The sequence below is a fragment of the Pseudomonas entomophila genome (assembly GCF_013523165.1).
GTDB lineage: Bacteria > Pseudomonadota > Gammaproteobacteria > Pseudomonadales > Pseudomonadaceae > Aquipseudomonas > Aquipseudomonas entomophila_A.
Window position 1 is genome coordinate 25,857 of the sequence record NZ_JAAMQI010000015.1, and the last position, 13,486, is coordinate 39,342.

The 13,486-nt window shown below is 67.5% G+C and carries 12 protein-coding genes; 10 read left to right on the plus strand and 2 right to left on the minus strand.

Annotated features, from left to right (window positions below):
* The first annotated feature begins 84 nt into the window (after nucleotides 1-84).
* Nucleotides 85-1,368 carry a putative hydroxymethylpyrimidine transporter CytX gene (gene cytX / locus G7Z99_RS13340; protein WP_181094532.1) on the plus strand — a complete coding sequence of 428 codons (1,284 nt, stop codon included), beginning with the start codon at nucleotides 85-87 and terminating at the stop codon, nucleotides 1,366-1,368.
* On the opposite strand, the gene G7Z99_RS13345 is transcribed toward cytX, so the two are convergent.
* Entirely contained in the window at nucleotides 1,337-2,083 is a 747-nt protein-coding gene (locus tag G7Z99_RS13345) for an RsiV family protein (protein WP_181094534.1), read from the minus strand. The genes cytX and G7Z99_RS13345 overlap by 32 nt on opposite strands.
* A 186-nt stretch (nucleotides 2,084-2,269) precedes the next feature.
* On the opposite strand from G7Z99_RS13345, the gene G7Z99_RS13350 reads away from it, so the two are divergent.
* The 9 genes from G7Z99_RS13350 (at nucleotide 2,270) to G7Z99_RS13390 (ending at nucleotide 11,527) form a co-directional block, all read left to right on the plus strand.
* The gene (locus G7Z99_RS13350) at nucleotides 2,270-2,887 is read left to right on the plus strand and encodes an NUDIX domain-containing protein (protein ID WP_181094536.1); all 618 of its coding nucleotides are present in this window, start codon (nucleotides 2,270-2,272) and stop codon (nucleotides 2,885-2,887) included.
* The gene (locus tag G7Z99_RS13355; protein ID WP_181094538.1) at nucleotides 2,878-3,330 is read left to right on the plus strand and encodes a DUF1249 domain-containing protein; all 453 of its coding nucleotides are present in this window, start codon (nucleotides 2,878-2,880) and stop codon (nucleotides 3,328-3,330) included. Before G7Z99_RS13350 ends, G7Z99_RS13355 begins: the two co-directional genes overlap by 10 nt.
* Nucleotides 3,331-3,403: 73 nt before the next feature.
* The gene (gene cpdA, locus G7Z99_RS13360; protein WP_181094540.1) at nucleotides 3,404-4,219 is read left to right on the plus strand and encodes a 3',5'-cyclic-AMP phosphodiesterase; all 816 of its coding nucleotides are present in this window, start codon (nucleotides 3,404-3,406) and stop codon (nucleotides 4,217-4,219) included.
* A 108-nt stretch (nucleotides 4,220-4,327) separates the two neighbouring features.
* Nucleotides 4,328-4,936, plus strand: coding sequence for a YqiA/YcfP family alpha/beta fold hydrolase (locus tag G7Z99_RS13365; protein ID WP_181094542.1), 609 nt, complete (start codon nucleotides 4,328-4,330; stop codon nucleotides 4,934-4,936).
* 34 nt (nucleotides 4,937-4,970) lie between these two features.
* Complete coding sequence (parE, locus tag G7Z99_RS13370) at nucleotides 4,971-6,875, plus strand: DNA topoisomerase IV subunit B (RefSeq protein WP_181094544.1); 1,905 nt, start codon at nucleotides 4,971-4,973, stop codon at nucleotides 6,873-6,875.
* Entirely contained in the window at nucleotides 6,872-7,867 is a 996-nt protein-coding gene (locus G7Z99_RS13375) for an esterase-like activity of phytase family protein (RefSeq protein WP_181094546.1), read from the plus strand. Before parE ends, G7Z99_RS13375 begins: the two co-directional genes overlap by 4 nt.
* Nucleotides 7,864-8,382 (plus strand): retropepsin-like aspartic protease family protein, encoded by a 519-nt coding sequence (locus G7Z99_RS13380; RefSeq protein ID WP_181094548.1) that lies wholly within the window; start codon nucleotides 7,864-7,866, stop codon nucleotides 8,380-8,382. The genes G7Z99_RS13375 and G7Z99_RS13380 overlap by 4 nt, the downstream gene beginning before the upstream one ends.
* 10 nt (nucleotides 8,383-8,392) lie before the next feature.
* On the plus strand, nucleotides 8,393-10,642 hold the full coding sequence (parC, locus tag G7Z99_RS13385) for a DNA topoisomerase IV subunit A (RefSeq protein ID WP_181094550.1): 2,250 nt from the start codon (nucleotides 8,393-8,395) through the stop codon (nucleotides 10,640-10,642).
* 174 nt (nucleotides 10,643-10,816) lie between these two features.
* The gene (locus tag G7Z99_RS13390) at nucleotides 10,817-11,527 is read left to right on the plus strand and encodes a PqiC family protein (protein WP_181094552.1); all 711 of its coding nucleotides are present in this window, start codon (nucleotides 10,817-10,819) and stop codon (nucleotides 11,525-11,527) included.
* A gap of 340 nt (nucleotides 11,528-11,867) precedes the next feature.
* Here the strand turns inward: G7Z99_RS13390 and G7Z99_RS13395 are convergent, their stop codons facing one another.
* On the minus strand, nucleotides 11,868-13,373 hold the full coding sequence (locus tag G7Z99_RS13395; protein WP_181094554.1) for an AhpA/YtjB family protein: 1,506 nt from the start codon (nucleotides 13,371-13,373) through the stop codon (nucleotides 11,868-11,870).
* Nucleotides 13,374-13,486: the final 113 nt, after the last annotated feature.

The following is a 13,486-nucleotide window of genomic DNA, read 5'->3' on the forward strand; positions in this document are numbered from 1 at the left end:
GTCACGCTCTCAGGGCGGGCGCGCCACTCCCCATCGCGGGCCCCTCGACGGGCCCGCGCTCATCTCTCGAAGTGAGCCTGCACCGTGACCACGCCCAGTCCGTTTTCCCCTGATCGTCCCGTTCCGTTGGACCGACGCCCGTTCGGCGCCCGTGACCTGTTCGCCCTGTGGTTTTCCCTCGGCACCGGCCTGATGGTGCTGCAGGTCGGCGCCTTGCTGGCGCCGGGCCTGGGCCTGGCCGGCGCCTTGCTGGCCATCGTCGTCGGCACCGTCGTGGGCGTGCTGCTGCTGGCGGCCGCTGGCGTCGTCGGGACCGACACCGGCCTGTCGGCGATGGCCTCCCTGCGCCTGAGCCTGGGCCGTCACGGCGTCAGGTTGCCCGCGCTGTTGAACCTGCTGCAACTGATCGGCTGGGGCGCGTTCGAGCTGATCGTCATGCGCGATGCCGCGAGCCTGCTCGCTGCCCGCGCCTTTGGCGAAGGCAGCGCCTGGAGCAACCCCTTGCTCTGGACGCTGTGCTTCGGCGCGCTGGCCACGTTGCTGGCGGTGTGCGGGCCGTTGGCCTTCGTGCGCACGATCCTGCGCACCTGGGGCATCTGGCTGCTGCTGGGCGCCTGCCTGTGGCTGACCTGGAACCTGTTCGCCCGCGCCGACCTGACGGCGGTCTGGGCGCGTGCCGGCGATGGCTCGATGCCGCTGGCAGTGGGGATCGACATCGCCATCGCCATGCCGCTGTCGTGGCTGCCGCTGATCGCCGACTATTCGCGCTTCGGCCAGCGAGCCAGCCGGGTCTTCGCCGGCACGGCGCTGGGTTATCTGCTCGGCAATGGCTGGCTGATGAGCCTGGGCGTGGCCTACACCCTGGCGTTCGCCACCGCGGGCCAAGCCAATGCGCTGCTGCTGGCGCTGGCCGGGGCAGGCTTGGGGATCCCGCTGCTGCTGATCCTGCTCGACGAGTCGGAAAACGCCTTCGCCGACATCCACTCGGCAGCGGTGTCCAGCGGCCTGCTGCTGGGCCTGAAGGTCGAGCACCTGGCACTGGCGATCGGCGCGCTGTGCACGCTGATCGCCTGCGTGGCGCCCCTGGCGCAGTACGAGCATTTCCTGCTGCTGATCGGTTCTGTCTTCGCGCCGTTGTTCGGCGTGGTGCTGACCGACCACTTCCTGGTGAGGCGCCGGCGGTCACCGGTGGCAGTGGGCGGCCTGCACGGGCGGGCGCTGGGGACCTGGCTGGCGGGGGTGGCGGTCTATCACCTGCTCGCCCAGCTGGCACCGGACGTGGGCGCCACCCTGCCAGCCGTGCTGGTGGCAGGGGCACTGCACGGGCTGTCGAGCCTCAGCCGCGGCCGGGGAACAGCTCCGGCTTGAGCACGCCGTTCAGGCGCGGGTAGGGAAGCTTCAGCTCGATGTGGCCCATGGCGTAGGGCGCGATGGCATAGACTTCGTACTTGAGGATCACCGCGCCGTAGGTCAGGGCGATGTGCGGGGTCTGGCGGAAGGGCCAGGTCTTGACGAACTCGGGGTCCTTGTCCATGCCGGTGCTGATCAGCCAGGCACGGTGGGACTCCTCGGCGGTCTTCCAGAAGGTCGCCTCCTGGCCCGGCACCAGCATGTCCTGCAAGGTCAGGACCTTGTCCAGCTTGCGCGAATAGTTGATGAAGCCACGCCCCGGCATGCCGTGGGCGCCGCCGCTGTCCAGGTAGCTGGACAGTTCGATGATCACCAGCCCGTCATGCTGCTCGCGTACCTTGGCCTGCAGGTAGCTGCTGTTGCGCTTCTCGGCGCTGGCCAGGTAGGCCGCCTCGTAGGCCTTGAGCGATGCCGGCGCGGTGCCGTTCTGGTTGTCTTCGGTCAGTTGCAGCAGGCGGCGCTCGACGATGGCATCGAGCTTGGGCAGGGTCGGGAAGTGCACCACGTCGATGTTCACCAGCGGGCAGTCGCGTTCGCTGCAACCGGGCTTGACGTGCTCCCACGCCTCGCGCTTGGTCTCCAGCGGTGCCCGGTAGTTGGGCTCGAACAGGCTCTGGCAAGCGCCCAGCGCCAGGGCCAGCACGGCTACGGAAGTCAGTTTGACCAGCGTCATGTGGATCCTTGCAAGACAAAGGTAGATCGGCCTTCGACCGTCGGCACGGCCTTCGGTTCGGCACTAAGCTAACAGAGCGGCGCCTGGCTGTCGTGCGTGCCGCCGCGATTGGCGGAAAGGGGTGAAACCCGTCGAGTCGCAGAGTAGGATGGCGCGATGCGGTAATTGAGGTAAACGAGGTCATACATGTCAGAATCGTTGAATTCGATGCCCCAGACGGTCGAGATCGTCGAGCGGGTCAATTGCTATCAGGGCTTCTACCGGCTGGACAAGCTGCGCTTGCGCCATGAGTTGTTTGCCGGCGGCCTGGGTCGCGAGATCAGTCGTGAACTGTTCGTGCGCCATGACGCCGTGTGCGTGCTGCCCTACGACCCCCAGCGTGACGAAGTGGTGCTGATCGAACAGTTCCGCGTCGGGGCCTTGGACAAGACGCAGAACCCCTGGCTGATCGAGCTGGTGGCCGGCCTGATCGACAAGGACGAGCAGCCCGAGGAGGTCGCCCACCGCGAAGCCGAGGAAGAAGCGGGCCTGACGTTCTCCGCGCTGTGGCCGATGACGCGTTACTTCCCGTCTCCGGGCGGCAGCGACGAGTTCGTGCACCTGTTCCTGGGGCGCTGCGACAGCGAAGGCGCTGGCGGCCTGCATGGGCTGGAAGAAGAGGGCGAGGACATCCGCGTCAAGGTCTGGTCGTTCGAGGACGCCCTGCAGGCCGTGCGCGACGGGCGCATCGCCAACGCCGCCAGCATCATCGCGGTGCAATGGCTGGCGCTCAACCGTGACGAAGTCAGGGGGCTGTGGTCGTGAGCCCGCTGCGCGAACGCTACCGCGTCGATCTGATCGGCCTGCAAGCGGCCTGCGAGGCCAATTATGCGCGGCTGATGCAGCTGCTGCCGACCATGCGCGAAGGCATGGGTTCGCGGCGCATCGGCATGACCCAGGGCGACCAGATGCTCGGCGTGCTGGTGCTCGACGTGGTGCTCACCTGCCCCTACACCACCACGCTGCGCGTGCGTCAGGAGCACAGCCTGCCCTGGCTGCCGGTGCCGCAGCTCGAGGTGCAGGTCTACCACGACGCGCAGATGGCCGAGGTCATCAGCGCCGAGCATGCACGCCGCCTGCGCAGCATCTACCCTTACCCCAACGATGCCATGCATCAGCCCGACGAAAAGGCCCAGCTCAACCTGTTCCTGGGCGAATGGCTGAGCCACTGCCTGGCCTGCGGCCACGAGCTCGAAGCGGTGCGCTGAGCCTGCACGGCCCGCGCCCTGCGCCCGCCACCTGTCATCATTCGTTCGCCACCCGCCGTGAGGAGACGGTCCCGTGTCGCCATTCGACGCTTCGCAAGACACTGCCCCCGTACGCGTGGTGCAGCTGACCGATCCCCACCTGTTCGCCAGCCCGGACGGGACCCTGCTGGGGGTCAACACGCGGGACAGCCTGCGCCACGTGGCCGAGCAGGTGCGGCGCGAGCACCCCGACCTCGACGTGCTGCTCTGCACCGGGGACCTGTCCCAGGACGGCAGCGTGGCGTCCTACCAGGCCTTCGACGACGCGACCGCCACCTTGGCCGCCCGGACGCGCTGGCTGCCTGGCAACCACGACCGCCTCGAAACCATGGCGGCCGTGACCGAAGGCAGCGACCGCCTGCAGGCCGTGACCGACGTGGGCGGCTGGCGCATCGTCACCCTGGTGTCCACGGTACGCGGTGCCACCCATGGCTGGCTCGACGACGCGCAGCTGGCGGTGCTGGAAGCGGCGCTGGACGGTGCAGGCGCGCGGCACTGCCTGATCTGCCTGCACCACCAGCCGGTGGACATCGGCTGTGCCTGGATGGCCCCCATCGGCCTGCGCAACGCTGAGGCGCTGTTCGCACGCCTGCAGGGGCGGCCGCAGGTGAGGGCGCTGCTCTGGGGGCACGTGCACCAGGCCTGTGATCGGGAGGTGGATGGCCTGCGGCTGCTGGCCTCGCCGTCCACGTGCATCCAGTTCGCACCCGCCAGCGAAGACTTCGTGGTGAGCGAGGAGCACCCCGGCTACCGCTGGTTGCACCTGCACCCGGACGGACGGCTGGACACCGGCGTCGAGCGGGCGCGGGATTTCGAGGTGACCCTGGACCTCGACGGACCCGGCTATTGAGCACGATGTAACACCCTCGCGCTACGCCAACCTGGGGTGAACAGGCTACACTGCGCGTCCCCGCGCCCGTCTCTCGACGGGCCTGTCGCCGCAGACCCCAGGAGCAGCATGTCGGCTTCGATCCTCTACATCCATGGTTTCAACAGCTCGCCGCTGTCGCGCAAGGCGCACCAGCTCGACACGGCGATGCGCCAGCTCGGTCTGGCCGAGCGGCTGCGCATTCCGGCCCTGCACCCTCATCCGCGCCAGGCCATCGCCCAGCTCGAAGCCGCCATCGCCGCCCTCGGTCAGCCACTGCTGGTGGGCAGTTCGCTGGGCGGCTACTATGCCACCCACCTGGCCGAGCGCCATGGCCTCAAGGCCTTGCTGATCAACCCGGCGGTCGCGCCGCACCGGCTGTTCGACGGTTACCTCGGCACCCAGCGCAACCTCTACACCGACGAAACCTGGGAGCTGACCCTGGACCACGTGCAGGCCCTGGCCGACCTGGAAGTGCCTGCGCCACAGGCCGGCGAACGCATCCAGGTCTGGCTGCAGACCGGCGACGAGACCCTCGACTACCGCCAGGCGCAGCGCTATTACCAGGCCTGCGACCTGCGCATCGAGGTCGGCGGCGACCACGGTTTCCAAGGCTTCGCCCAGCGTCTGGACCAGGTCCTGGCCTTCGCGGGCGTCGAACCGGAGCGCTACGCAGCGCTCGATGCTTCGAGTTTCTGATTTTTTGCATTCACCAGACTGACGACGAGAATCCATGGCCAATCCCAGCGCTAGCGCCTACAACGCAGACGCCATCGAGGTCCTCTCCGGCCTCGATCCGGTCCGCAAGCGGCCGGGCATGTACACCGATACCAGTCGGCCGAACCACCTGGCCCAGGAAGTCATCGACAACAGCGTCGACGAAGCCCTGGCCGGTCACGCCCGCTCGATCCAGGTGATCCTGCACGCCGACCATTCCCTCGAAGTGTCCGACGATGGCCGCGGCATGCCCGTGGACATCCACCCCGAAGAAGGGGTGTCCGGGGTCGAGCTGATCCTCACCAAGCTGCACGCCGGCGGCAAGTTCTCCAACAAGAACTACCAGTTCTCCGGCGGCCTGCACGGGGTCGGCATCTCGGTGGTCAACGCCTTGTCCAGCCAGGTCCGGGTCCGGGTCAAGCGCGACGGCAACGAATACCAGATGAGCTTCGCCGACGGTTTCAAGGCCAGCGAGCTGCAGGTGGTCGGCACGGTCGGCAAGCGCAACACCGGCACCAGCGTGTACTTCGCGCCGGACCCCAAGTACTTCGACTCGCCCAAGTTCTCCGTGAGCCGTCTGAAGCACGTGCTCAAGGCCAAGGCGGTGCTCTGCCCGGGGCTGTCGATCGGCTTCGAGGACAAGGGCACCGGCGAGAAGGTCGAGTGGCATTACGAAGACGGCCTGCGCTCCTACCTGGTCGATGCGGTCAGCGAGTTCCAGCGCCTGCCCGACGAGCCTTTCTGCGGCAGCCTGGCCGGCAACAAGGAGGCCGTGGACTGGGCCTTGCTGTGGCTGCCCGAAGGGGGCGACAGCCTGCAGGAAAGCTACGTCAACCTGATCCCCACCGCCCAGGGCGGGACCCACGTCAACGGCCTGCGTCAGGGCCTGCTCGACGCCATGCGCGAGTTCTGCGAGTTCCGCAACCTGCTGCCACGGGGCGTCAAGCTGGCGCCTGAAGACGTGTGGGAGCGTATCGCCTTCGTCCTGTCGATGAAGATGCAGGACGCCCAGTTCTCCGGCCAGACCAAGGAGCGCCTGTCGTCGCGCGAGGCTGCCGCATTCGTCTCCGGCGTGGTCAAGGACGCGTTCAGCCTGTGGCTCAATGCCCACCCCGAGCTGGGTCTGCAACTGGCCGAGCTGGCCATCAGCAACGCCGGGCGACGGCTCAAGGCCAGCAAGAAGGTCGAGCGCAAGCGCGTGACCCAGGGCCCGGCGCTGCCAGGCAAGCTGGCCGACTGCGCCGGGCAGGACCCGATGCGCGCCGAGCTGTTCCTGGTCGAGGGCGACTCGGCCGGCGGTTCGGCCAAGCAGGCCCGTGACAAGGAATTCCAGGCCATCCTGCCGCTGCGCGGCAAGATCCTCAACACCTGGGAAGTCGACGGGGGCGAGGTCCTGGCCAGCCAGGAAGTGCACAACATCGCCGTGGCCATCGGGGTCGACCCGGGGGCTGCCGACCTGACCCAGCTGCGCTACGGCAAGGTCTGCATCCTCGCCGACGCCGACTCCGACGGGCTGCACATCGCCACGCTGCTGTGCGCGCTGTTCGTCCAGCACTTCCGCCCCCTGGTCGAGGCCGGCCATGTCTACGTGGCCATGCCGCCGCTGTACCGCATCGACCTGGGCAAGGAGATCTACTACGCCCTGGACGAGGCCGAGCGCGATGGCATCCTCGACCGGCTGGTGGCCGAGAAGAAGCGCGGCAAACCCCAGGTGACCCGCTTCAAGGGGCTGGGCGAGATGAACCCGCCCCAGCTGCGCGAAACCACCATGGACCCGAACACCCGCCGCCTCGTGCAACTGACCCTGGACGACCTGCAGGGTACGCGGGAGATCATGGACATGCTGCTGGCCAAGAAGCGCGCCGGCGATCGCAAGAGCTGGCTGGAGACCAAAGGCAACCTGGCCGAGGTCCTGGTGTGATCCGTAACGTGCTGATCATGGGGCTGGTGGGGCTGGCGTCGGTCGCGAGCCTCGCGCAGGCGGCCTCGTGGCCCGAGCTGGACTTCGTCGCCGAGCACCCTGTCGATGGCATGCGTGGCGGCAACCTCTCCGGCCTGGCCCTCTGCCAGGGCCAGCTGTGGGCCGTGTCGGACCGTGACGACGACCAGATCTACCGACTCGACACCCAGGCCAACACCTGGCAGGCCGAAGCGCGGACGTTCCAGGCACCCCCGGCGCCAGACAGCGGTTTGCCCTGGGGGCTGCGTTCGAGCTCCTGGGCTGCGGCCTACCTGCGCGGTGGGGCACTGGACTTCGAGGGCATCAGTTGCGACCGGCAGGGCAATGCCTATGTGGTCAGCGAAGCCCAGGCCAGCGTGCTGCGGGTGCCGCCGACCGGCGAGGTGGAATGGCTCCGGATCGACCCGGCCATGGTGCGTCAGGCACGGGCCAGCGGCATGCTGCTGCACTTCAACGCCTTGTTCGAAGGGCTGACGGTGAACCCGGCAGGCGACCGCCTGTGGCTGGCTGCCGAACGTGAGCGGCGTGGCCTGGTGGCCTTGCATCGCCAGCAGGCGGTGTGGACCTGCGTGGAAGGGTGCGTGCTGTTCAGCGAGGCGGGCAAAGAGGCGCCGCCGCGCCAGACCGGCCGGACCCGCCCCATCACGCGGGATTTTTCCGATCTGGCCTGGTTCGAGGGCAAGCTGTTCACCCTCGAGCGCAATGCCTATCGGCTCTGCCGCCGCACGCCCGACAGCGGTGAAGTGGAACGCTGCTGGTCGTTCGCCGAAGGCGGGCTGGCCGAAGGCCGGCGCTATGACGAACCCTACGGGCTGGCCGAGGCGCTGGTGATCGATCGTCAGGGTGCCTGGATCGGCCTGGACAACAACAATGCCCGACGTGCCGACGGGGAAACCCGGCCCATCGTCTGGCGATTCGCCGCGCCCCCGGGCGGCTGGAGCACCGCGCCTTGAGCACCGCGCCAGGCAAGCGCGCCGGCAAGGTGCTGATGATTCTGGCCTGGGCGGCGGCGCTGTTCCTGGCCACCCGGTTCTTCGGCGCCTGGGAACAGCGGCAGCACAACCCCAACACCGAGGTGCGCTCTGCCCACGGGCCCGGTTTCGTCGAGGTACGCCTGGTGGGCAATCACCAGGGCCACTTCGTCGTCGACGGCGCGATCAACGAACAGCCCGTGCACTTCATGCTCGACACCGGCGCCACCGACGTGGCGATCCCCGAGCGCGTGGCCCGGCAGCTCGACCTCGAGCGCGGGGTCCCGGTGCAGGTCAGCACCGCCAATGGGCGTGCCGAGGGCTATCGTACCCGCCTGAACAGCCTGCAACTGGGCGACATCCGTTTGCACGACGTGCGCGCGATGGTCGTGCCGGGCCTGGACGGCGAGCAGATCCTGCTCGGCATGAGCGCCCTGAAACAACTTGAATTCACCCAGCGCAGCGGCACCTTGCTGCTGCGCCAGAACCTGAAATGACGAGGCCCGCATGAGCGACTCCCTGGAACTCAGTCTCGACGGCGTCGAACGCCGCTCCCTGGCTGACTTCACCGAACAGGCCTACCTCAACTACTCCATGTACGTGATCATGGACCGTGCCCTGCCGCACATCGGCGATGGCTTGAAGCCCGTGCAACGGCGCATCGTCTATGCCATGAGCGAACTGGGCCTGGATGCCGACGCCAAGCACAAGAAGTCCGCGCGCACTGTCGGCGACGTGCTCGGCAAGTTCCACCCGCACGGGGATTCGGCTTGCTACGAAGCCATGGTGCTGATGGCTCAGCCCTTCAGCTACCGCTACACGCTGGTCGATGGCCAGGGCAACTGGGGCGCGCCGGACGATCCCAAGTCGTTCGCCGCCATGCGCTACACGGAAGCGCGCCTGTCGCGCTATTCCGAAGTGCTGCTCGACGAGGTCGGCCAGGGCACCGTGGACTGGGTGCCGAACTTCGACGGCACCCTGCAGGAGCCGTCGGTACTGCCGGCGCGCCTGCCCAACATCCTGCTCAACGGCACCACCGGCATCGCGGTCGGCATGGCCACCGACGTGCCGCCGCACAACCTGCGCGAAGTGGCCGCCGCCTGCGTGCGGCTGCTGGACGAACCGAAGGCGACGGTCGAGCAGTTGTGCGAGCACATCCAGGGGCCGGACTACCCCACCGAGGCGGAGATCATCACGCCACGGGCCGAGCTGCTCAAGCTCTACGAGAGTGGCCGTGGCTCGATCCGCATGCGTGCGGTGTACCGGGTCGAGGAGGGCGACATCGTCGTCACCGCCCTGCCGCACCAGGTCTCCGGCGCCAAGGTGCTCGAACAGATCGCCGCGCAGATGCAGGCCAAGAAGCTGCCGATGGTCGCCGACCTGCGCGATGAGTCCGACCATGAGAACCCGTGCCGCATCGTCATCATCCCGCGCTCCAACCGGGTCGATGCCCAGGAGCTGATGCAGCACCTGTTCGCCACCACCGACCTGGAAAGCACCTACCGGGTCAACGTCAACATCATCGGCCTGGACGGTCGTCCGCAGTTGAAGAACCTGCGTGCGCTGTTGCAGGAGTGGTTGCAGTACCGCGTCAACACCGTGCGTCGTCGCCTGCAGTTCCGCCTGGACAAGGTCGAGAAGCGTCTGCACCTGCTCGAGGGGCTGCTCACCGCCTTCCTCAACCTGGACGACGTGATCCACATCATCCGCACCGAGGATCACCCCAAGCAGGCGTTGATCGCCCGCTTCGGCCTGAGCGAGACCCAGGCCGACTACATCCTCGAGACGCGCCTGCGCCAACTGGCACGCCTGGAAGAGATGAAGATCCGCGGCGAACAGGACGAGCTGCTCAAGGAGCAGGCCAAGCTTCAGGGCCTGCTGGGCAGCGAAGCCAAGCTCAAGAAGCTGGTGCGCAGCGAGCTGATCAAGGATGCCCAGACCTACGGCGACGACCGTCGCTCGCCGATCGTCGCGCGCGCAGAGGCCAAGGCATTGTCGGAAAACGAACTGATGCCGACCGAGCCGGTGACCGTGGTGCTTTCGGAAAAGGGCTGGGTGCGCTGCGCCAAGGGCCACGACATCGATGCCACCGGCCTGTCGTACAAGGCCGGGGACGGCTTCAAGGCCGCGGCCCCCGGGCGCTCGAACCAGTCGGCCGTGTTCATCGATTCCACCGGACGCAGCTACTCGGTGGCCGCGCATACGCTGCCTTCGGCGCGCGGCCAGGGCGAGCCCTTGACCGGGCGTCTCACCCCGCCACCGGGTGCCAGCTTCGAATGCCTGCTGCTGCCGGAGGATGAAGCCCTGTACGTGGTGGCCTCGGACGCGGGCTATGGCTTCGTGGTCAAGGGCGAGGACTTGCAGACCAAGAACAAGGCCGGCAAGGGGCTGCTCAGCCTGCCGGCAGGCGCCAAGGTGATCAGCCCGCGCCCGGTGCCCAATCGCGAGCAGGACTGGCTCGCGGCGGTGACCACCGAAGGTCGCCTGCTGGTGTTCAAGGTGGCCGACCTGCCGCAACTGGGCAAGGGCAAAGGCAACAAGATCATCGGCATCCCGGGCGAGCGCGTGGCCAGTCGCGAGGAGTACGTGACCGACCTGGCCGTGCTCGCCGAGGGCGCGACCCTGGTGCTCAGTGCCGGCAAGCGTACCTTGTCGCTCAAGGGCGCCGACCTTGACCACTACAAGGGCGAACGGGGGCGTCGAGGCAACAAACTGCCACGTGGCTTCCAGCGTGTCGACGCCTTGACGGTGGACTGAGCCTGTAACCCGCCGGGACGTTCGCCCAGGCGACGCTCCGGCAGAAAGGCTGGAGTTGCCCCGGCATTTCGCGGATGATAGGCGCCTCTTGGCGCCAGCGCGGCTGCGCGCCTCTACCGAACTTGACACGTATCACTGCGGTCCGCCGCCACGGCGGCCGCCTGGATGGGATGAATGAACGTTCTGCGCCTTCCATTTGTGTGGCTGATGACTGGCGTATTGGGCTTGGCCGGCTGCAGCGTCCATCAGCCGACGGCCCTGTATCAGCTCGACAGCGGGGACCCTGGCCAGCCGTCCCAGCACGCGGGCCTGGCCGTGGTGCTCGGCCCGGTGTCGGTCGCCGACTACCTGCAACGCGAAACCCTGTTGCAGCGCCAGGCCGACGGTAGCCTGACCGGCGCGACCGGTGGACGCTGGGCGGGCAGCCTGTCATCGGACATCGATCAATTGCTGGTGCGCCAACTGGCCTGGCGTCTGGACAGCCAGCGCGTGGTGCTGGCCCCGGCCACCGCCGGGTTCAGCCCGGACGTGCAGGTGCTGCTCTCGATCACCCGGCTCGATTCGGGCGTCGGGCAGCCGGCGGTTCTGGACGCGCAGTGGCGTCTGCTCGACCGGCGCGGCAAGGTGCGTGACAACCGCATCGTCCACCTCGAACAACCGCACGAAGGGAGCGAAGCCGCCCAGGTGCAGGCGCAAGGGCAGCTGTTGCAGAAGCTGGCCGAGCAGTTGAGCGTGGCGGTCAAGCCGCTGGCCAATCAACCGGCGATCGCCGAAGAGGCGACGAAGAAGCCTGCCGCACCTACCCAGGTGCGCAAGGATGCCCAGAAGCCGAAGATCCCGATGGCCACGCCGATTCGTACCGACCTGGAAGTCTATCGGTTCTGAGGGATTGCGGGCCTGCGGCCGATCGCGGCACAGGGGCCGCGCCTACACCACCGCAGTGGTACAGGCCATCACGGTCCATGTGGAAGATTCTGTGGTTTCTGCCAAGCGAGAATGTGGGCCCTACGGGCCCAATCGCGGCACAGGGGCCGCTCCTACACCCACCGCAGTGGTGCAGGTAATCACAGTCCATGTGGGAGCGGCCCCCGTGCCGCGATTGGGTCCGCAGGACCCACAACATCACTCCCACGCAATCCGCCAGTGACATAAAGCGCGCTTAGCGAAAGCGTCACTGAAGGCTCAGTGCGCAACGAAAAAGGTGGTCATTCGACCACCTTTGCTTTCACTGCCCGCGACGCTCGTGCATCCGCGCCAGCTGGCGCTCGAGCATGGAAGGGTAGGGCTCCATCAGCCGCTCGACGCAGCTGGCGCCTTCCGGGCTGGCGATCGGGCGGATGCGCGCGCGCTGGCGAATCAAGGCATCCTCGCCCACGCTGCGTTCGACCAGCAGCAGGTTGCGGCTGTGCTGGGACAGCGCCAGGGCACCCTGGGCCTTCTCGGTCAACAGCAGGTCGACCTGGCTCAGGCCGTGCAGGTCCTGGCCCAGCATCAGGCCCAGCTGCAGCTGCAAGGTGATGCCGCTGTCCGCGACTTCGATCTGCAAGGCATGGCCCAGGGCGCGCAGCAGCTCGCCGCAGCAGATGGCATTGGTCAGGTAGTCCTCACCGCTGTCGCCGCTGTTGAACAGCAGCAAGGTGCTGCCGTCGTTCAGGGTGTACATGGTGCCTTCGTACAGTGAGGCGGCCTGCTCCAGGCAGTCGCGGTAGCGCTCCTGAAGCTCGTTCAGGCGGGTGCGTGGCAAGCGGCGCAACTGGTCCTGGGAGCCCAGCTGCACGGCCAGCACCGCGCTGGTCTGCGGCTCGGCCTTGACTGCCGGGACAGGTTGCGGCGCGCCGGCCGGAGCAGGCTGGTCGATCACCAGGTCGGCGAAGGCCTCGTCATCGTGTTCGTCATCGCTCGCGGTCAGCGGGACAGGTGCCGGGCGCACGGCCCGCGCGGTCGGCTGGGTCGCCGGTGGCACTTCGACGAACGTCTCGTCATCGTGCTCGTCGTCGTACACCTCGTCCTGCTCGTCGATTTCAGGCTCGGGCGGTGGTGGTGGCGCCAGGCGCGCATGCAGCTGACGCGCGATGTCGCCAATCTCATCCTGACGATCGGTGGCCGGCGTGTAGGGGTGCGGCTCACGCAGCCAGACCCGCAACTGCAGCAGGGGCGTGGTGATCGAACGCCCCGTGCGAAGGCTGAGGACCAGGCACAGCACCGCCAGGATCGCGGCGAGCACACCCATGCTTTGCAGACTGATCAGCATCGGTTGCTGGAACTGCGCCATGTCCAGGCTGATGCGCAGTTGCCCGGCAGGCACGTCCTGGAAGGTGATGCGTGTCTGGTACACACCCTTGGCCTCGCCGAGCAGACCGTTGCGGGGCCGTTGCCCGGCTTCGGCGAGGATCCGGTTGTCCACGCTGTAGATGGCGGCGTGGGCCACCAGCGGGTTCTTCGCCAGGTTGCCGAGCAGCACGTTGAGGCTGAGGATGTCGTTGGCCACCAGCAGCTCGGTGGCCGACGTGGCGGTCTGCGTGATCAGGCTCTGACCGAGCGCGTCTGCCTGCTCGTGCATCGCCTGCCTGAACTGCAGCCCCATGACGCAGGCGTAGATCACCAGGGCCAGGGCCACCAGGAAAAGGTTGTTGAAGGCTATCCGCAGCACCAGCGGGAGACGACGCTGGCGCAGGGCACGGAAGAGCATCACGAAGAAGTTGTCTGGCTTGACGGGCGTGGGCCGGTTCACAGAGCTCGGCTCTTTATGGCGGAAAAGTGGTGCGCAGTATAGCGAGCGGAGTTTTGTCGGCAAAGCGTCCGCCATGCCCGATTGTCACGGAAAATCGGTAGAATGCGCCTTTT

Excerpts from the sequence above, each read along its gene's own strand:
- G7Z99_RS13350 (WP_181094536.1), top strand. The coding sequence starts at position 2,270 with ATGTCAGAATCGTTGAATTCGATGCCCCAGACGGTCGAGATCGTCGAG.
- parE (WP_181094544.1), top strand. The coding sequence starts at position 4,971 with ATGGCCAATCCCAGCGCTAGCGCCTACAACGCAGACGCCATCGAGGTC.
- G7Z99_RS13365 (WP_181094542.1), top strand. The coding sequence starts at position 4,328 with ATGTCGGCTTCGATCCTCTACATCCATGGTTTCAACAGCTCGCCGCTG.
- G7Z99_RS13345 (WP_181094534.1), bottom strand. The coding sequence starts at position 2,083 with ATGACGCTGGTCAAACTGACTTCCGTAGCCGTGCTGGCCCTGGCGCTG.
- G7Z99_RS13390 (WP_181094552.1), top strand. The coding sequence starts at position 10,817 with ATGAACGTTCTGCGCCTTCCATTTGTGTGGCTGATGACTGGCGTATTG.
- parC (WP_181094550.1), top strand. The coding sequence starts at position 8,393 with ATGAGCGACTCCCTGGAACTCAGTCTCGACGGCGTCGAACGCCGCTCC.